This window comes from Nostoc sp. (assembly GCF_036917635.1).
In the GTDB taxonomy this organism is placed as follows: Bacteria; Cyanobacteriota; Cyanobacteriia; order Cyanobacteriales; family Nostocaceae; genus Nostoc.
This window is the reverse complement of sequence record NZ_JBALCW010000062.1, coordinates 61,720-80,291: the sequence shown is the minus strand read 5'-3', so window position 1 is coordinate 80,291 and position 18,572 is coordinate 61,720. Positions and strand designations below refer to the sequence as shown.

General features: G+C 42.3%; 18 protein-coding genes. 13 read left to right on the top strand and 5 right to left on the bottom strand.

Annotation, left to right across the window (positions count from 1 at the left end; all coding sequences use genetic code 11):
• Positions 1 to 35: 35 nt before the first annotated feature.
• Entirely contained in the window at positions 36 to 3,011 is a 2,976-nt protein-coding gene (gene ileS / locus V7K32_RS16105; RefSeq protein ID WP_334994836.1) for an isoleucine--tRNA ligase, read from the bottom strand.
• Positions 3,012 to 3,370: 359 nt separating this feature from the next.
• Here ileS and V7K32_RS16100 point away from each other — a divergent pair, with 359 nt between their 5' ends.
• The 7 genes from V7K32_RS16100 (at position 3,371) to V7K32_RS16070 (ending at position 9,415) form a co-directional block, all read left to right on the top strand.
• A complete protein-coding gene (locus V7K32_RS16100) occupies positions 3,371 to 3,739 on the top strand; it encodes a Crp/Fnr family transcriptional regulator (protein ID WP_334994835.1) in 369 nt (122 codons plus the stop codon).
• A gap of 116 nt (positions 3,740 to 3,855) precedes the next feature.
• Positions 3,856 to 4,221 (top strand): Lin0512 family protein, encoded by a 366-nt coding sequence (locus tag V7K32_RS16095; protein ID WP_334994852.1) that lies wholly within the window; start codon positions 3,856 to 3,858, stop codon positions 4,219 to 4,221.
• A gap of 428 nt (positions 4,222 to 4,649) precedes the next feature.
• Entirely contained in the window at positions 4,650 to 6,008 is a 1,359-nt protein-coding gene (locus tag V7K32_RS16090) for an aromatic ring-hydroxylating dioxygenase subunit alpha (protein ID WP_334994834.1), read from the top strand.
• A gap of 346 nt (positions 6,009 to 6,354) precedes the next feature.
• On the top strand, positions 6,355 to 6,693 hold the full coding sequence (locus tag V7K32_RS16085) for a hypothetical protein (RefSeq protein ID WP_334994833.1): 339 nt from the start codon (positions 6,355 to 6,357) through the stop codon (positions 6,691 to 6,693).
• Between the two features lie 687 nt (positions 6,694 to 7,380).
• Positions 7,381 to 8,565, top strand: a complete 1,185-nt coding sequence (locus V7K32_RS16080; protein WP_334994832.1) for an AbrB family transcriptional regulator — start codon at positions 7,381 to 7,383, stop codon at positions 8,563 to 8,565.
• A 143-nt stretch (positions 8,566 to 8,708) separates the two neighbouring features.
• Complete coding sequence (locus tag V7K32_RS16075) at positions 8,709 to 9,026, top strand: hypothetical protein (protein ID WP_334994831.1); 318 nt, start codon at positions 8,709 to 8,711, stop codon at positions 9,024 to 9,026.
• A complete protein-coding gene (locus V7K32_RS16070; RefSeq protein WP_334994830.1) occupies positions 9,023 to 9,415 on the top strand; it encodes an AAA domain-containing protein in 393 nt (130 codons plus the stop codon). Before V7K32_RS16075 ends, V7K32_RS16070 begins: the two co-directional genes overlap by 4 nt.
• Here V7K32_RS16070 and V7K32_RS16065 read toward each other — a convergent pair.
• A complete protein-coding gene (locus V7K32_RS16065) occupies positions 9,373 to 9,747 on the bottom strand; it encodes a thiol-disulfide oxidoreductase DCC family protein (RefSeq protein WP_334994829.1) in 375 nt (124 codons plus the stop codon). The genes V7K32_RS16070 and V7K32_RS16065 overlap by 43 nt on opposite strands.
• Before the next feature lie 364 nt (positions 9,748 to 10,111).
• On the bottom strand, positions 10,112 to 10,717 hold the full coding sequence (locus V7K32_RS16060) for a Uma2 family endonuclease (RefSeq protein WP_334994828.1): 606 nt from the start codon (positions 10,715 to 10,717) through the stop codon (positions 10,112 to 10,114).
• A 136-nt stretch (positions 10,718 to 10,853) separates the two neighbouring features.
• On the opposite strand from V7K32_RS16060, the gene V7K32_RS16055 reads away from it, so the two are divergent.
• From V7K32_RS16055 to V7K32_RS16040, 4 genes are all read left to right on the top strand, one after another.
• The gene (locus V7K32_RS16055) at positions 10,854 to 10,997 is read left to right on the top strand and encodes a hypothetical protein (protein WP_334994827.1); all 144 of its coding nucleotides are present in this window, start codon (positions 10,854 to 10,856) and stop codon (positions 10,995 to 10,997) included.
• Positions 10,998 to 11,113: 116 nt separating this feature from the next.
• Positions 11,114 to 12,169, top strand: a complete 1,056-nt coding sequence (locus V7K32_RS16050; protein ID WP_334994826.1) for an aldo/keto reductase — start codon at positions 11,114 to 11,116, stop codon at positions 12,167 to 12,169.
• Between the two features lie 112 nt (positions 12,170 to 12,281).
• Entirely contained in the window at positions 12,282 to 12,863 is a 582-nt protein-coding gene (dps, locus tag V7K32_RS16045) for a DNA starvation/stationary phase protection protein Dps (protein ID WP_334994825.1), read from the top strand.
• A gap of 588 nt (positions 12,864 to 13,451) precedes the next feature.
• On the top strand, positions 13,452 to 14,168 hold the full coding sequence (locus V7K32_RS16040; RefSeq protein WP_334994824.1) for a pirin family protein: 717 nt from the start codon (positions 13,452 to 13,454) through the stop codon (positions 14,166 to 14,168).
• A gap of 132 nt (positions 14,169 to 14,300) precedes the next feature.
• Here V7K32_RS16040 and V7K32_RS16035 read toward each other — a convergent pair whose 3' ends face one another.
• A complete protein-coding gene (locus tag V7K32_RS16035) occupies positions 14,301 to 15,317 on the bottom strand; it encodes a FecCD family ABC transporter permease (RefSeq protein ID WP_334994823.1) in 1,017 nt (338 codons plus the stop codon).
• A gap of 460 nt (positions 15,318 to 15,777) precedes the next feature.
• Positions 15,778 to 16,401: a 4Fe-4S single cluster domain-containing protein gene (locus V7K32_RS16030; protein ID WP_334994822.1), complete on the bottom strand. Its 624-nt coding sequence runs from the start codon at positions 16,399 to 16,401 to the stop codon at positions 15,778 to 15,780.
• 182 nt (positions 16,402 to 16,583) lie between these two features.
• On the opposite strand from V7K32_RS16030, the gene V7K32_RS16025 reads away from it, so the two are divergent.
• Together V7K32_RS16025 and V7K32_RS16020 are read left to right on the top strand one after the other, a co-directional pair.
• Entirely contained in the window at positions 16,584 to 17,777 is a 1,194-nt protein-coding gene (locus tag V7K32_RS16025; RefSeq protein WP_334994821.1) for an NAD(P)/FAD-dependent oxidoreductase, read from the top strand.
• Between the two features lie 123 nt (positions 17,778 to 17,900).
• Entirely contained in the window at positions 17,901 to 18,548 is a 648-nt protein-coding gene (locus V7K32_RS16020; RefSeq protein ID WP_334994820.1) for an HAD-IA family hydrolase, read from the top strand.
• Positions 18,549 to 18,572 lie beyond the last annotated feature (24 nt).

Sequence of the window (18,572 nt, the reverse complement as noted above, 5' to 3'; positions counted from 1 at the left end):
ATGCCCACCCCACAAGAGTTATGAGTTTTATTCTGTTAAAACTCTCCGGCTAAGGCTGCAACGCATCGTTCGCAAATTAAGGGATGTTCTGCTGATTCTCCCATGTAAGTAGAGTAATTCCAACAGCGAATACACTTCGTGTAGGCTTTGCCAACGCATTTTTGCCCATCTGCTTTCACTACCGCAATTCCCCAATCTTCCGTCTGCGCTGTGTATTCTAATCCTTGCAATCCCTCAGCCGAATCTAACAATTCCACCTGGGAAGTCAGCAGTAAGTACCGCAGTTCGTCAACCCCGTTACCCTTAAGGGGGTTAAAGGCTTTGATAGCATCGCCTAACTGTTTATGAGGTATATAAATCAAAGCTTTGGCTTCCAGGGAAGAACCAATTAGTTTTTCTATCCTGGCTTGTTCTAACACCTTGTTAACATCAGTGCGGAGTTGTCGCAGCGCTGACCAAAATTCGGCTAATTCTGGATTACGCCATTTTTCCTCTACTTGCACCCAACCGGCTTCAAACACTGATTTATATGGTGTTTTGTAGGGGAGATATTGCCAAATATCTTCGGCGGTGTGGCATAATACTGGTGCGATCGCTCGTGCTAAATTATCTATTGCTATCTTCAGCACCGTTTGACAACTGCGACGGCGAAAAGCATCCTTTGCACTGATGTACAGCCTATCTTTGGCGACATCTAAATAAAAGTTAGATAAATCCACCACGCAAAAATTCTGCACTGTTTGGAAGAAGCGGAAGAATTGGAAACTCTCAAAGGCAACGGTTACTTCCTCAAACACCTCACTGATGCGGTGCAGCATATAACGGTCAAGTTCTGGTAATTCCTCAAAAGGGACTGTATCTTTTTCTGGGTCAAAATCATCCAAGCTACCCAGCAAAAACCGCGCTGTATTGCGAATCTTCCCTCTAACATCATTCATCTGCTTGATGATGTTTTTCCCAATGCGGACATCCCCAGAGTAGTCTACCGATGATACCCACAATCTCAATACGTCTGCACCATAAGCCGGTTCTACTTTTTGATTTTTCCCACCTTCAATAATTGTATTGGGGTCAACGACATTCCCTTCTGACTTACTCATCTTTCGCCCTTGTTCATCCAAAGCGAAGCCGTGAGTTAACACAGTTTTGTAAGGTGCAATGTCATTTACTGCTACACTGGTAAGCAAACTTGATTGGAACCAACCGCGATGTTGGTCGGAACCTTCCAAATATATATCAGCAGGGTAGCGTAACTCTGGACGCTGCTGGAGAACAGATGCCCAAGATGAGCCAGAGTCAAACCATACATCCATTGTGTCTGTACCTCTGCGGTAAGACTTCCCATTTTGGCGATAGGATTCGGGTAATAACTCTGCAACGGATAATTCCCACCAAGCATCAGAACCTTTTTCAGCGATAATTGCTTGGGCGTGGTTGATAGTTTCTTCATTTAGCAGTACTTCCCCAGTGGCTTCATCGTAGAAGACGGGAATCGGTACACCCCAACTGCGCTGACGAGAAATACACCAATCGGAACGTTCCGCCACCATTGGCGTGATGCGATTTTCACCTTGGGCTGGAATCCATTTTACCGTGGCGATCGCCTTTAATGCTTCTTCTCTAAATCCTTCCACGGAAGCGAACCATTGTTCAGTAGCGCGGAAAATCGTTGGTTTTTTCGTCCGCCAATCATAAGGATATTTGTGGGGGTATGCTTCTTCTTTCAACAAAGAACCAGTCGCACTTAAAGCATCAATCACCGCTTGATTCCCATCACCCAGCACATTCAACCCCGCAAATTGTCCCGCTTCTTCGGTAAAATTGCCATTGTCATCTACTGGTGCAAGGATGGGTAACCCGTAGCGCTGACCAACGATGTAATCTTCTTGACCGTGACCGGGGGCTGTATGTACCAACCCAGTACCCGACTCAGTAGTGATATAATCACCGCCGACAACAATCGGGCTTTCCCGGTCAAATAAAGGATGACGGTAAGTAGTATGTTCTAAATCATTCCCCTTGAAGGTGGTATGAAGAGTTAACTTAACTCCCAAGGTTGAAGATAAACGTTCTATTAAATCAGCAGCAACGATGAGATAGCGGAACCTCACCCCCTCAGTCCCCCTCTCTGTTAACGGAGAGGGGGAAGCTACTTCTTCACTCCCCCTCCCTGCTTGCGGGGAGGGGGTTGGGGGGTGGGGTTCTACTTCCACCACTGCATAATTCAAATCTGCATTCACCGCTACAGCCAAATTTGCCGGAATTGTCCAAGGTGTAGTTGTCCAGATAGCCACACCCAAATCTGACAGATATTGGGCTAACAGTGGTTTTACAGCTTGGGCTAAACTTGTAACTGGAAAAGCTGCATAGATACTGCGGGAAACGTGACCTTCTGGATATTCCAACTCAGCTTCAGCTAAAGCAGTTTTAGAACTAGGACTCCAGTGAACCGGCTTCAAACCGCGATAGATGTAGCCTTTTAAGAACATCTGACCAAACACACCAATTTGAGCCGCTTCATATTCCGGCTTCAGAGTTAGATAAGGGTTTTCCCAATCACCCCAAATACCATAGCGTTGAAAATTTTGACGCTGGTCGTTTATCGTAACTAGGGCAAATTCTTTTGCTTTTTGTCGCAGTTGTAAAGGCGTTAAATTTTGTCGTTCTGCTGACTTCATGTTCTGCAAAACTTTTAACTCAATTGGTAACCCGTGACAATCCCAACCAGGGACGTAGCGAACTTTACGACCTTGTAGCATTTGGTAGCGGTTAATAATATCTTTGAGAATTTTATTTAAGGCATGACCAATATGGAGTGAGCCATTAGCGTAGGGAGGCCCATCGTGCAGTATAAATAATTCGCCGGGGTTATTTTCAAAGAGGCGATCGTAAATTTTATTTTCTTCCCAAAATTTTTGGAGTTCCGGCTCGCGCTTGATGGCGTTTGCCCGCATATCAAAATTAGTCTTGGGTAGGTTTACAGTATCTTTGTAACTTCCTGATTCGGTCACAGTCTCATGCCTAGAATTAGGTGTGCAGGTTTTATTAATTATAGAAGATGACAGGAAAACCAAAATTTGCTATTTTAACCTGAGTTTGATAACTATTATTTGACCTCTCCCCTAGCCCCTCTCCGAAACGGAGAGGGGAGCAAAAAGCTGAATTTTCACTCAAGTCTCTCCCTTTCCGACTCGGACAGGGACGGTTTTACCTAGTAAAACCTTCTTAGAGGTTTCTAGGCAACCAGGAGACTAATCAGGAATTTTGCGGAGATTGAGAGTTAATCAACAGAAAGTAGTATACTTTTTTGGGTTCGCCTAAAGCTATCTAAAAGTTTCGTCTAAAAACCAATAATTGTGGGGTTGCTCTAATGCTAAGTCCTGTGGTAACAGTCAGTATCTTTCAAAAACAACCCGACCCTCAAGTATTTTCAGCAGGTCAAGTCATCTTTGAAGAAGGACAGCCTGGTGATAATATGTACGGCATTATGGAAGGACAGATAGATATATTAGTCAATGGCAAGGTTGTAGAAACTATTGACACGGGCGAAGTTTTTGGTGTTGGGGTACTTGTAGGAGTAAAAAATAGAACTTACACAGCTATTGCCAAGGTGGACAGCAAACTGGGTTTCCTTGATGAACAAAAATTTCTCTTTGCTGTTCAGGAAACCCCTATGTTTGCCCTACAGGTGATGAGAAGTTACTCAGAGCGGCTGAGTCGCTTGCAGCATATCGTCTAAAGTACCTCAGAAGACAAAAGGGCTAAGGGTACAATGACCTGTGTGGCACTAAAAGTGGAGTCATGTTTGGCTTCTGCCTTTTTTGGTAAAACATGAAAGATTTAATGGAAGTAGCAATGGCGCATAAACGATTGATTATTGAGATGGGGATGGGAATAGATCAGCATGGACAAGAACCGACAGTAGCAGCATCTAGGGCAGTACGAAATGCGATCGCTCACAATGCTTTACCTGGTGTTTGGGAAGTTGCCCTTTTGAGTCACCCCAATGAAATGATTATAGAGGTTCAGGTAGCAGTTCCATACCCCGAACAAGTTAGAGAAGAAGAGGTACTCGCTGTACTACCATTTGGTCGGAAAAGCCTTACCGTACAAACTGGGGGGATGATAGTTCAAGGGCGGGCGATTCCTGAACTCAATGATAAAAATGATGAAATGTTGATTGCGATCGCATCTGTTACAGTTTTAATCGAAGATAAGTAGGCAGGGCTATTTCATTCTATTTTTACGGCAGTTTTTACGAATCTTTTTCAGAAAAATAAGAATTTAAACCGGAGCTAAGTTGAGAACCGTAGTTTTTGCCCTCACCCTAAATCCCTCTCCCATATATGGGAGAGGGACTTTTAAATTAATAACGAACCTTATTAGGCGCAGAGGACACGGAGAAATAAGAGTTGGAGAGATATTTTGCGTAAGTCCTAGCTTTATCAAAATGGCATTTGACTTACTCAAAATGCCTTATGACTTATTCTTTTTGGTATTTTCCGCAAGCAAAATGACGTTTGACTTACTCATTTTGATATTTTCTGCAAGCAAACGTTAATTTTTGAATTACTCTAGAAATGTTCTATCTCTAGGACTAAATATTTGCTAATACAAAGGTATAAAATCATAGAAACCTGGAGAAAACTATGTCATTAGAAACAGAGACACTACAGGCAACACCACCAAGTTCTACCTTTGAGACGCTTGAGGAGAAGCAAGACTTTAACTGGAGGCAATGCTGGTATCCCGTCACCTTTGTGCAAGACTTACCTACCGACCGCCCTCATAGCTTTTCGTTGTACGATGAACCTTTGGTTTTGTTCAAAAGCAAAGATGGAGAGTTTATTTGTTTAACAGATCGTTGTCCTCACCGTACAGCCAAACTTTCTGAAGGACAAATTATTGACGGCAAAATTGAGTGTTTATATCACGGTTGGCAGTTTGGTAGTCATGGTCAATGTCTGCATATTCCCCAATTACCAGCAGATGCAAAAATTCCAGTCAATGCTTGCGTACCATCTTTTAAGGTTGTGGAACGTCAAGGCATGATTTGGGTGTGGGCTGGTGAAAAAGAAACTGCTGTTGATGAAAATATCCCAATTTTGCCAGATTTAGATAAGCCGGGATTTGTTTGTGCAGACTTTATATTGGATCTGCCTTATGACCAAACATATCTAATAGAGAACGTCACCGATCCGGCTCATGTTGCTATTAGCCATCATGGCACTAGAGGGGGTAGTAATCGTAAAAATGCCCAACCGCTAGAAATGGAAGTCTTAGAGAGTTCGGCTGAGGGAATTCGAGCTAAGTGGCGGGGAATTAATAAATCAAATGAACCTTGGAAGTATATTAATTTTGTTGCCCCAACTCTTGTTTTGAACAATGCTTATATTGAAGAACGAGGTTGGACATTTGGATTAGCTTTATATGCGATTCCTTTAGGTAAAGGGCGATGCCGTCTTTTAGCTAGAGGTTATCGTAATTTCATGACTTGGGGAGTCAAGCTAAGACCACGCTGGCTAGATCACTTAAATACCAACAAAATATTAGAGCAGGATTTACCTCTCATTGCGGGACAACAGTCAGAAATTGAGCGCTTAAAAACAAGTCTAAAAGAACTATATTTGCCTCTGAAAACATCTGACACATTAGTAGTTGAGTACCGCAAGTGGCTAGATAAATTTGGGTCATCTTTGCCTTTCTATCAAGGCTATTCCACATGGAAAAATGTTGAGAATAGTGAGTTGAATCCCAAGCCGATTTTGTTAGATAGATTCTCGCGGCACACACTTATTTGTAGTTCTTGCAATCGAGCTTATCAAGTTACAAATAGGGTTAAGCAAAGTTGTATAGGGGTAGCGATCGCTCTAGCTGCTGTAGCAATACTTACAGATGATTCTAGAATTAAAATTGCAGCAATATCGCTTTCTATAACAGCAGTTGTAATGTCCGCGATCGCTCAAACACTCAAAACTCACTTTGAGCGTTCCTACACTCGTCACTAAAATAAAGACTAAGCACAGTTTGTAATCAGGACTTTAGGGACTGACAAATAAAAAAATGTTCCAAAACTGACGCAAAAACTCTCTCTATTTCTTCTCTCTGCGTTCTCTGTGGCTTTGTGGCTCGTTTATTGGAATAATTTATTTCTTGTCAGTCCCTTAGTCCTTATTCTCTAAGCACGCTTTATGCTTACTACAAACCCTCTTTCCCCCTGCCCCCTTGTAGTCTTAATGATAAGTCTTTAAGCAGACACGATATTAGTGGCTCTGCGCTAAACTAAAAAATATTGGGATCAAAATCTCTGGCAGTAAGTTCAATACACCCCTAATCTTTACCACTGCGGCGATAATGTCTCAAGACCATAACGAATCACTCCAAATTCAGGAGATCACCAAACTCAAACCGAAACACTTTGCTGATTTAGTCAGATCGGCACAATTGGTTTTTGACCCCACAGCAGGAGTTTCGGGGAGAAATATCACAGTTGACTGGGAGCAATTCGGAATTCCCCATCATGTGGCAGACAATCTCAAATCACTCGGTCAGCAGTACCAATATGCATCTCCTCACATCCCTGTTGAAGACATTTGGAGTAAATTAACTCCAGAAACTCGTATTTGGTTCGTTGAAAATAAAGATAGGTTGTGGCAGCTTGAAGAAGCTTTCCCGGCCCTTGACGAAGATTAAACGGCTGAACCACGATTGAAAGGAATATAAATTATTTGTAGGGACGCAATAATCTTTGTGTCCCTATCCTCTCTCTACAGGCATTTTTGTTTGAATACAATACGCGGTAAATTTACATTTAGTGGTCTGTCTGATTAAGTTTGTAGTAAGCATAAAGCGTGCTTACTACGAACTAAGCAAATTGAGAGCATCCCGTCAGGTGCAAAAACCTTGATAGCCCTCATCCCCTAACCCCGAATCCCAAAAATGGGATTCGGGGAACTAGAATTATGTCTCCCCTCTCCCATTTTTGGGAGAGGGGCTGGGGGTGAGGGAAAAGATTTAAGCCAAAATTGGGATGTTCGCAGCAAACTTGACTTGATAGACTCTAGTAGTCTGTCCCAAAAGTTTTCAGAGGTTCGTGGTGTTCACATCCCCGACAACTTCTGCGAAGTCGGGGATCTCGCAGCCCCGCAAAACTAATGACACCAGACTACTAGTAGTCCACCAGACCAACTTTGATGGATGAATAAGTTCGTAGTGAGTTAGTCGCTCAGAGGGGGAAACCCCAGGAGCGACTAACGAACCCGTTGGGTAAGGACTAAAGTCCTAGATTTGAGCGCTAAAACGCTCACTACGAACTAAGCAAACTTGACTATCGCCCTAGCTTAAGCACATAAGTTAAATTAATAAAAAAGCCTATTATAGATGAATCAAAGCCTAAGTGTTGCTCCTAACCTACAAGAACACACTCATGAAAATCCCGTTATTAGCAAACAACAGCTATTTACAAAGCAATTAATTGTCCTTGTCTTGGAAATGCTTCTAGCATTACCTTTGGGTTTACTCTTGGCAAAGTTCCAAATTGGTAGGATTGCCTGGATATTTGGCGGGATTGCTGCTGGTACAGTGGTTCTTCAAGGATGTCGAATTTTTTATGAATATTCCCCCCAACCTAACCGCACTGCTAGAAAAGTGGGAATGGCACTTGTAGGCTTAACTGTCGGCGCTTCTAATGCCCACGGTAATCTAGCTAGTGTTGCTTCTAATATTCCCATATTTATTTTTCTTACCTTGTTTTTGCTACTGAGTGGAAGCTGTATTGGTTATATTTACTCGCGCCTTAGCAAAACCAACCTGTTAACAGCAATGCTGGCTACAGTTCCTGGTGGTGTGGGAATTATGGCAGCGATCGCTGCCGATTACAATAAAAATGTTAGTTTGGTTGCCTTAGTTCAGGCGATTCGTGTCACCTCAGTAGTTATTCTAATTCCCTTCATCGCTAAGACATCAACTGGTAATTACTATCCACAAACACTCCCAATCAACGCTGCTTGGCTCAATTTCGATCTATCTCAAATAGAATTACTTTTGTTAGTATTAGTAATTACTGGATTAGTAGTTTATCCAGCTATATTATTTAAAATTCCGGCTGGCGATTTCTTTGGTGCATTGTTGATTGGTATCGGATTTAATCCTTTGCTACATTGGCTACCTTTTGGAGGTGATATTAGCTTTAGTCCACCGCCAATAATAAACTTATTGGGTCAAATGCTCCTGGGAATTACTATTGGTGAGTATTGGGGAGACAAACCCAACTTTAGAAAGCGGACTGTCGGCTATGCCTTGATGTCTGTGGGGATGACCCTAATAGCGGGAGCGATCGCTGCTATAATGGCGATGCAATTAACCTCTTGGGACTGGTTAACCTGTCTTTTAGTCACAGCACCAGGAGGATCGGCAGAAATGATTTTAGTTTCCCTGACATTGAATCATAATGTTGAAATTGTCACAACTGGTCATTTAGTGCGACTAATTGCGATTAATAGTTCCCTGCCTCTTTGGGTATTTTTGTTTCGCCGTCTGGATGAGCAAGTTTCAAAGCCAGTTTAATTGATCAAGGCATTGGGTAATCATTAATGTATCATCAACTAAACCATTAATGATATTGAAGGTGCGGCAAAGCCGCACCCAGACCGATTGTGCCAGTTGCGTAAGTCTTGTAGATGATAACGTGTCAAATAAAGAGTTATATTATGGATGACTTAGCTTTACTCAGCTTAAGAGATTCTACTTCTTTGATTACAAACGTACAATTCGTTTTGCGGAGTAAGGAAGTGTTGATTGATTGTGTATATGATCCTGATGATCGCTTGCCTTATCGTTTTGTTTTTTACGATTGTCAAGAAATTAAATGGAATTTACTCTTCCCCGACGATACTTGTGACACAGATGCAGATATATTTGATTTTTTATTAGGTAAGGAAAATCACTCTCAACCTGCTCTATTTCATACAGATATTTTTGACATTACTATTTTGTATGGAAGCTTTAAGCTAGAAAAAAATTGGTGAAGCTATTATTTATAAATCACGCGATCGCTACTACCCTGCCAGGACATCCTATTTCAGTAGTACAATATCATTACCGTTGCGTTCCGGTGATTGCTAATTTGTGCGATCGCTTGTGCAATTACGGTATGGTCATCAAAACTGAACCGAAAGCCTCTCGGTTAGGTACTAACCTGATTGCTTACAATGTGGAAGGGAAACTTGAGAATAACGTTAATTGGACAGAAGTTGATGCAATAGAAGCATTAGTTGAGGAGTTGTTAGAGGTAGATTATTGCTTAAGTTCTCCTGACTCTGACAACACAATTGGCGTGATTTCACCTTACCGCCGTCAGGTAAATTCGCTGAATCAAAATTTAAATGTATTAGAACGCTTACCAAAAATTGCATAGCGATTATCGCGGATTTGTTCGTAAAAGCGATCGCCTGCCCATTTCATCCCCGGTAAGGCTCGATAAGCGTCTACAAATATACTTCCTAGTGGCAGTAAGCGCCCAATTTCTTCTGCGGCGTTACTACCTTGCCAACGTCTCTGAGGTTCATTACCATCAATTAAAATCATCCCTTGTTCACAGTTTTGGGCTGTAATTCCCCACTGTAAAAGTGCTTGCTCATCTTGCATAGGAGTGTAGCGAAACAGCTTTCCTTGGTCTAAGGTTTCTAGCAATTGCACTAAAGTAACGCAGAGATTACAATTTCCATCGTAGATTACGTAGTAATTCATAAAAATAATTGACTTGTCAGTTGTGTTTAAATGCAACTTTAGTATTTTAGCTTAGAAAACCGTGGCGATCGCTCTTACCTCAGTAAAGCAGTCCTAAATAATGCGCTTCACTTTAGAGGTTGAATGAACAAGTCTAATTTAATATCATTCGTGGCGATTAGAAATCGCGGCTACAGAGGCAAAACCCACCTCTGTGGCTTGAAGACCTTGATTTTATGTTAGTTTGCGGAGGCGGACTTTGCTTTGTGTAGTAGCGTAAAGCCTTCGGCATAGCTTCGTTTAGCGCGTCAGCGTGCCGGAGGCTCTATTATATTCGCCCAAAACTTGTTCATTCATCCTCTTAGCCAAAACAAAATTTTATTTGTCAAATTTGCATAATGTCATCTAGCTTAAGTTTTAAATTTACTAATATATCAGATGAAATAGTATCTCCTAAGCGATATTGTTGTTGTTCGTACACACCGTTAACTAACTGACAAACAGTGAAAGTGGGTTGTTTAGGATTGCCGATAAATTGCAAACCACCCAAGCCGCGAAAGTCCACAATCCAATATTCTGGGATGTTCAGAAAAGCATATTCTTCCACTTTCCTGGCATAATCATCTTGCCAATTTGTACTCACAACCTCAGCAACAAGCTTAATAGTACTGCCGTTACAAATAATAGGTTCTTTTTGCCAAAGCGGTTCTTTACTAAGTTCTGCTTTATCTAAAACAATTACATCAGGACGTAGTGCTGTGGCTTCAGAAGCAGGTGGTTTAATCAGACAAGTTTTTGGAACTAACCAGTTTAAATTAGAATTAAAAATTTCGACATAGATTCTACCAGCAATACTACCTGCAACAGCTTCGTGTGGACCTGTAGGTTCCATGTCTCTTAGTTGTCCGTCGATTAGTTCGTAGCGTGTATTATCACCATATTGGGCTATAAATTCCTCGAAGGTAAGTAGTTTGGGCGAGGTGTAGATCATTATGCCTTGTTTTAACTTAACGTAGGCTTATTGTAGCGACTGCCATTGCCAAGTACAAAAAAGGTGGGTTAAAACAATTCGCAATTCGCACTCAAGCTCCGGTACGCTCCGCGAACGCAATTCACAATTACGTTTTGTGACGAAGAGTGCTGTTGTGGGGACGGAAACCGTCCCCAAAACTTTGGGGGATTTAGATTTAGGCATCAAAATGCGCTGCTTAATAGAAGCTCTTTACTTAAACCCCCACCACTTGTTAATTTTTGGAAGCGATCGCATTTAGATAATACGATAATACAAATACTAAAAAGCTTGTCATCAAACATTACCTCCGGTTTCGAGTTATCATCCTTTTGGAATGGTAAACGCTATAGTTTTTTCATTAGTGAGAAAATATTCATGAGATACAAACTCTTGGGCAAAAGCGGGTTAAGAGTCTCTGAACTCTCCTTAGGAACCATGACTTTTGGTGAAGATTGGGGTTGGGGTGCATCTGTTGACGAAAGTCGTAAAATCTTTGATAGCTATGTAGAAGCCGGGGGAAATTTCATTGACACCGCCAACGGTTATACCGATGGTAGCAGTGAAAAAATTGTTGGTGAGTTGATTGCTAAAGAGCGGGAACGCTTTGTAGTTGCGACAAAATATTCTTTTCCTTTGCAGATGAATAATAAAAAGGGCGATCCTAACGCCAGTGGAAACCATCGCAAGAATTTAATTCAGTCTTTAGAAGGTAGCCTGAAACGACTTAATACTGATTACATTGATTTATTCTGGTTACACGCTTGGGATTTCACAACACCTATTGAAGAAGTCTTGCGATCGCTTGATGATGTAGTCCGTCAAGGTAAAGTACTTTACATCGGTATTTCTGACACACCCGCTTGGATCGTTTCCCAAGCAAATACCATCGCCCAATATCAAGGATGGACGCAGTTTGTCGCCCTGCAAATTGAGTATAGTTTAATTCAACGAACACCAGAACGTGATTTGCTACCGATGGCCAAAGCCTTGGATTTAGCAGTAACACCGTGGTCGCCCTTGGGTGGTGGTGTGCTGACAGGTAAGTATAATCAGCCTCCTCAAGAGAGTAGCGAACAAGGAAGATTAGTAAATCCCATGTTTGGAACTATTTCAGAACGGAATTTAGCGATCGCTCAAGTTGTCAGTAAAGTTGCAACCCAAATTGGACACACACCTTCACAAGTAGCATTAGCTTGGTTACACACTCAAAATGGTGTGATTATTCCGATAATTGGGGCGCGTAAATTAACGCAGTTTCAAGATAACTTAGCTTCTTTAGATATCACCCTTTCGCCAGAACATTTGCAACGTTTAAATGAAGTAAGTCAAATTGAACTGGGTTTTCCCCATGACTTTTTGCACAATGATGTTATTCGCGATCGCCTTTTCGGTGGTACATTTAATACCATAGAAAACCATCGGATTAACTAATAGTAATAAACCTTAACATATTCAAGCGTTAAATCAATCCATCGTCAGAGAGTTTTGCCAAGCCAATCAATTCTGTAGAGTTAGATATAAAAGGCATTAACAACGTAGAATCATGAGCGACAACAGCATTACATCACGTTTGTTTCCTACTCGCATTGACATTCCCGCCGAAGCGCGAGTACAAATCGTAGTAATTCTCAACCAAACTTTGGCAGCTACTTCTGATTTGAAAACCCAAGCGAAGCAAGCGCACTGGAATGTTAAAGGTACTGACTTTTACCAGTTGCACTTATTATTTGATGAACTTGCAGGGGAATTGGAAGAGTACATTGATATGGTAGCTGAACGCGTCACAGCTTTGGGCGGATACGCTTTTGGAACAGCTCGCGCCGCAGCTAGTAATTCAATTTTGCCAGAATATCCCTTAGATATTTTGGATGGCAAAGATCACGTAACAGCTCTGTCAGATCGTTATGCACTTTATGCTAAACATCTCCGGGAAGCGATCGATAAAACAGATGACTTAGGCGACCTCGATACTGCTGACCTTTACACCGAAATTTCCCGCACCATTGACAAACGACTCTGGTTCTTAGAAGCTCATCTGCAAGTAGCAGAAATTAAGGGAGAGAATGGCAAAGCGGCTACTACTGCTACTACTAAAACTCAAAAGATCCCTGCTGGTGTAAAATAAGCACTTCTGATAAAAGTAGTCTTTCGTAAATCTAATAGTATCTTTTTAGTAAGTACGTCACTTTTAAGTGCGTACTTTTCATTTATATGTATATACTTTATTATTTAAATAGTTAAAAACTAGGTCAAAAAATCAAAAAATATTTTCGACAAGTGATATCTCAAGATTAATACTTCAACTTCAATAAGCTAAGTATAAGATAAAACCTCACCCTCAATCCCTCTCCTTAATAAGGAGAGGGAAGCCGGATTGGGGGTGAGGTTTTATATTTAATTGGACCTAAACCGCGTCTATCTTGAAACCTGTAGTTCTTCAGTGATGAAAAGGATTTGCCCTCATCCCCCAACCCCGAATCCCAAAATTGGGATTCGGGGAGCCAGAATTTCAAAGTCCCTCTCCCATATCTGGGAGAGGGATTTAGGGTGAGGGCAAAAACTACGGTTCTCAACTTAGATGAGGTTTACTTACTTAGTAGGTTAGTGAAAAAGTATGCTAATCCCATTCTGTTTCCAAACTCCAAACTCCAAAATCTAAAATCCAAAATTGCGTGGCTCTTAACTAAATACTCATTAACAAAGAGGTAAATATATGTCTCAAAATACAATTAGCCATCTAATTCATGATAGAAACGCCCGTGGTCACGCTAAAATGGGCTGGCTCGATAGTTATCACACATTTTCCTTCGGTAGTTTTTACGATCCCAACCGCATGGGATTTCGTTCTCTGCGAGTGATTAACGACGATCGCATCGCCCCTGGTGCTGGATTCCCTACCCACAGCCATCGTGACATGGAAATCCTCACTTATGTCTTAGAAGGTGCTGTTGAGCATAAAGACAGCTTGGGTACTGGATCGGTGATTCGTCCCGGTGATGCCCAGATTATGAGTGCTGGTACTGGAATTAGCCACAGTGAATTTAATCCTTCACCAACTGAACCACTACACTTGCTTCAAATCTGGATTTTGCCCGATCAAGAAGGATTGACACCAAGATATGAACAAAAAGCTTTTCCTCTGGAAGAAAAGCGCGGTAAACTCCGCTTAATTGCTGCTAAAGATGGGCGTAATGGTGCTGTAACAATTCACCAAGATGTTGATTTATACACATCTGTTTTAGAGTCAGGTGATGTTGTTAATTATCAAGTCAAACCTCATCGCTATGCCTGGTTACAAATAGCGCAAGGCATAGTCAACTTAAATGGTGAAGAACTCAGAGCCGGCGATGGAGTGCAAATCAACGGCGAAGAACAGCTAGAAATTAGCACCAACATCGGCAGCGAAATCTTGCTTTTTGATTTAGCGTAATATAGCCAGGACTTACGCTTTCAAGGCAGTGAAAGCCCTGATTTACCGTAGGGGCAATTCATGAATTTCCCCTACATTTCGTACCTGATGCGTAAGTCCTATTATATTTGTTGGAAGTCTCCTAGGATCAGCTCAAAATTTATTAAACCCAGCAGAACGACGGTAAAGTAACCAGATAAATAGCGGTGAACCCAGCAACGCAGTGACCGAACCTACTGGTAGTTCTACTGCTCCTAGTCTAGAGAGTAAATCTGCAAAAGTAAGTAACCATGCACCTGCAAGGGCGGAAAGTGGCAAAACAAAGCGATGATCTGTGCCAACGATGAGGCGGACACCGTGAGGGACAACAAGACCAACAAATCCAATTAAGCCACTGATGCTGACTGCACCTGCGGCTAATAGAGTGGCGACACCACCAATTAACAGGCGCGATCGCGTCAACGAAACGCCCAAACCCACAGCTAAATCATCCCCTAAAGCCAGTACATTTACCGATCGCGCCAGCAAGCATCCCCCAAACAATGCAACGATGATGTAAGGGCCAGCTGTCGCAATTTCTTGCCAACCCCGTCCGTTAAGGCTACCAACCAGCCAACTGAGCGCAATTTGAATTTGACCATCTTCAGCTAAAAGCAGCAATGTACTTTGTACAGCACCTAATAAAGAACTTACCGCCACTCCGCCTAAAATCAACCGCTCAACTGAAATTCCCGACCCCGCACGACCGAGCAAAATAACGATCGCAGAAGTTAAAATAGCTCCTATCCACGCAGCTAAAGGAATTGCGATCGGGAATATTTGCCACACAATCATCAGAATCACAATTAATCCTGCACCTGCTGAAATGCCCAAAATAAATGGATCAGCAAGACTATTGCGTAACATTCCTTGTAGTAATGCTCCTGACATTCCTAAAGCTGCGCCGACAATCAGAGCAGCTGTAATGCGTGGGAGACGCAAATCCCAGAGAATTGTCTGTTTAACCGGATCGCCTTCGCGGAGTAGGGCTTGCCAAAATTCCGACATACTTAAAGGTACTGCTCCTTGAGAAAGCGACAGCACTAACGTTACCACCAGTGCTGCACTCAGGAGTAAAACAGCCCAAAGTACCCGGTGTTCAGTAAAAATTGTCTGAAATGGTTTAGTCAAATTTTAGATATGTATTTTTTTAAATATAATCCGTCTCAAATACAGATGCATTGCAATACTGCGTAGGTTTGGCCTAAAAAATAACTCCAAGGAATAAGAATTAAATAACATACAATTTATATCCCTGGCTTACCTCACCCTCAATCCCTCTCCGATATATTGGAGAGGGATTGAGATAATTAGACATCTCCGACAATGAATGTATAGACGCGTTAGCGAAGCGGGACGAAGTCCCGCTTCGCCTTTTTACAAGGGTTTCAGGTTACGCATATTGAATTTCTGGAGATGTCTATTGATGAAGTTTTGCATTTTATTTAATGCACTTTCCTAACCAAACTGTATTAGGAGAAAGGGAAAGTTAAAACTTGGAAGTTGAATTGAGCCTCAGAAGGTGAACGTTGAGCCTCAGAAGCTCAATTTTCAAGTTTTAACTCCCTCCTCTGGCTCTGCGCCTGCGCCCCTACGTCAATTCCAACCCACCTTGGTAGCCAGTAACAATGCGTCCACCATCCTTGAGGATGTGGATTTCTATCTGGTCGCTAGCCCAAGTAATCTGGTCTTGGAAAGCCGGGTTTAACACCCGAACTCGTTGATTACTAGAAGAAACTGGAGAGTTGGGAGAATTAATTGCCAGAGATTGGACAAAAGGCCCGTCAATCAGGATATCAAGTTGTTCTAACAAAGCTTGGGAACCTGGCGGTGCGGATTGAGACTGTAGTTGCTTGAGAGTGAACCCAGTAAAAGACATTACATTTAATCCAGCAGCTTTTACCTTCCGAGCTAAAGACGCTAGTGCAGTTGCTTGCCAAAAGGGTTCTCCACCAGAGAAGGTTACACCCGTGTTGTGGGAATTACTGAGAATATTATCGGCAAGGGTATCAACAGCAATCAATTGGTTAGCCTGAAAAGACCAAGAGTTAGTATTAAAGCAGCCAGGACACTCACGAAGACAACCTTGTACCCAGATGACTGCACGACAACCAGGGCCATTAACTTCTGACTGATCAACGTAACCCATAATGTTGAGATAGCCAGGGGGAATTTCTATGAGTGCTAGCGATGGGTCAGTTGGCTTAATTTCCATCTCTTTAACTCCTTTTAGCCGTTGCCTGTTAAGCGTTAACTATAGCGAATCTCCAGTTATATAACTGTAACTAATGACAAATGACTAATGACAAACTTTATGGAATTTTGAAAAGTCCGCTTTAACTTACTAGACTGAAGTAAGTTGCCCAGCTAGCATTAACCGTCTCATAGATAGAATCGATGACTCAACAAACTTCTAGAATTTGTATCCTTGGCGGAGGCTTTGGTGGTCTTTACACAGCCTTACGCTTAAGCCAGTTACCTTGGGAATCTCCGCAAAAACCCGAAATTGTTTTGGTAGATCAAAGCGATCGCTTCCTATTCTCTCCTTTACTTTACGAATTACTCACTGGCGAACTGCAAACCTGGGAAATTGCCCCACCCTTTGAAGAACTTTTACAAGGCACAGGGGTACGTTTTTATCAAGGGGTTGTGTCTGGAATTGACATCGACCAAAAACTGGTAAATATACATGAAGGCCCAGAAATCCCTTACGATCGCTTAGTGTTGGCGCTAGGAGGTGAGACACCGCTAGATTTAGTACCTGGTGCAACATCCTACGCCTATCCATTCCGCACAATCTCTGATGTTTATCGTTTGGAAGAACGTCTGCGATTTTTAGAAGAATCGGATGCTGATAAAATTCGGGTGGCGATTATTGGGGCTGGCTACAGTGGTGTAGAGTTAGCCTGTAAGTTAGCCGACAGACTAGGCCAAAGAGGACGCTTTCGGATCGTTGAAATTGCTGATCAAATTTTGCGAACTTCCCCAGAGTTTAACCGGGAAGCAGCAAAGAAAGCAATAGAAGCCCGTGGCGTGTTTATTGATTTGGAAACCAAAGTAGAATCAATAGAGCAAAATTCCATCTCCTTAGAGTACAAAAACCAGTTAGACACGATTCCCGTGGATTTAGTAATTTGGACTGTGGGAACCAGGGTTGCGCCCGTAGTGAAATCTCTTTCTCTCAAGCAAAACCAGCGTGGTCAAATCAGTACTACATCCAATCTGCAAGTCCTCGATCATCCAGAAATCTTTGCCTTGGGAGATTTAGCAGACTGTCATGATATTGAAGGACAGCAAGTCCCCGCCACCGCACAAGCGGCTTTTCAACAAGCTGATTATACTGCTTGGAATATTTGGGCAAGTCTGACTAATCGCCCCCTTCTTCCCTTCCGCTACCAACAGTTAGGAGAAATGATGGCATTAGGCATAGACAACGCCACTCTTACGGGTTTGGGAATTAAACTAGATGGGTCTTTGGCATCCGTCGCCCGTCGGATTGCCTATTTATATAGATTGCCAACTTTAGACCATCAACTCAAAGTTGGTTTTAATTGGCTAGTGCGTCCAATCATAGAAACACTTTCTCGTTAACTTAAGGTTTGTCATTAGTCATTAGTCATTGGTCATTGCTCATTGGTCATTAGTGACTCTTCCCAGTCCCCAGTCCCCAATCTCCAATCTCCACTCCCGACTCCCCAATTCAATCAAACTTTGATGGAACAACCGAAAGTTATTTTTTTAGATGCTGTGGGTACACTCTTCGATGTCAAAGGTAGTGTGGGCGAAGTTTATAGTCAGATAGCCCAAGAATTTGGCGTTACAGTTTCAGCCGAAACATTGAATACAGCTTTCATCAAAAGTTTTAAAGCAGCGCCGCCACCGATATTTCCAGATGCAGAACTGCAAGATATTCCCCAGCGCGAGTTTGATTGGTGGCGGATAATTGCTCTAAACACTTTTGAAACCGCAGGTGTTCTCAAGGAATTTTCTGACTTTTCGGCTTTTTTTAGCGAACTTTATATCCACTTTGGCACCGGCGAACCTTGGTTTGTCTATCCCGATGTTTTACCAGCTTTAATCAACTGGCGGCGGTTGGGAGTTACTTTGGGGGTGTTGTCGAATTTTGATTCTCGGATTTACTCAGTATTGCAAAGTTTGGGATTGAGAGAGTTTTTTACCTCCGTTACCATTTCTACCCAGGTACGTGCAGCTAAACCCGATCCTCAAATTTTTGCCATTGCCTTAGATAAACATAAATGTTCCGCAGAGGCAGCATGGCATATTGGCGATAGCATTGTAGAAGACTATCACGGAGCTAAAGCAGCTGGACTCAGAGGCGTTTGGATTAATCGGGGGAATTGAGGGGATACTTTGACGCTCCCACGG

What these genes read in the sequence shown, in the direction of transcription:
- V7K32_RS16100 (WP_334994835.1), top strand. Translation starts at nt 3,371, where the DNA reads ATGCTAAGTCCTGTGGTAACAGTCAGTATCTTTCAAAAACAACCCGAC.
- V7K32_RS16095 (WP_334994852.1), top strand. Translation starts at nt 3,856, where the DNA reads ATGGCGCATAAACGATTGATTATTGAGATGGGGATGGGAATAGATCAG.
- V7K32_RS16090 (WP_334994834.1), top strand. Translation starts at nt 4,650, where the DNA reads ATGTCATTAGAAACAGAGACACTACAGGCAACACCACCAAGTTCTACC.
- V7K32_RS16085 (WP_334994833.1), top strand. Translation starts at nt 6,355, where the DNA reads ATGTCTCAAGACCATAACGAATCACTCCAAATTCAGGAGATCACCAAA.
- V7K32_RS16080 (WP_334994832.1), top strand. Translation starts at nt 7,381, where the DNA reads ATGAATCAAAGCCTAAGTGTTGCTCCTAACCTACAAGAACACACTCAT.
- V7K32_RS16075 (WP_334994831.1), top strand. Translation starts at nt 8,709, where the DNA reads ATGGATGACTTAGCTTTACTCAGCTTAAGAGATTCTACTTCTTTGATT.
- V7K32_RS16065 (WP_334994829.1), bottom strand. Translation starts at nt 9,747, where the DNA reads ATGAATTACTACGTAATCTACGATGGAAATTGTAATCTCTGCGTTACT.
- V7K32_RS16060 (WP_334994828.1), bottom strand. Translation starts at nt 10,717, where the DNA reads ATGATCTACACCTCGCCCAAACTACTTACCTTCGAGGAATTTATAGCC.
- V7K32_RS16050 (WP_334994826.1), top strand. Translation starts at nt 11,114, where the DNA reads ATGAGATACAAACTCTTGGGCAAAAGCGGGTTAAGAGTCTCTGAACTC.
- dps (WP_334994825.1), top strand. Translation starts at nt 12,282, where the DNA reads ATGAGCGACAACAGCATTACATCACGTTTGTTTCCTACTCGCATTGAC.
- V7K32_RS16040 (WP_334994824.1), top strand. Translation starts at nt 13,452, where the DNA reads ATGTCTCAAAATACAATTAGCCATCTAATTCATGATAGAAACGCCCGT.
- V7K32_RS16030 (WP_334994822.1), bottom strand. Translation starts at nt 16,401, where the DNA reads ATGGAAATTAAGCCAACTGACCCATCGCTAGCACTCATAGAAATTCCC.
- V7K32_RS16025 (WP_334994821.1), top strand. Translation starts at nt 16,584, where the DNA reads ATGACTCAACAAACTTCTAGAATTTGTATCCTTGGCGGAGGCTTTGGT.
- V7K32_RS16020 (WP_334994820.1), top strand. Translation starts at nt 17,901, where the DNA reads ATGGAACAACCGAAAGTTATTTTTTTAGATGCTGTGGGTACACTCTTC.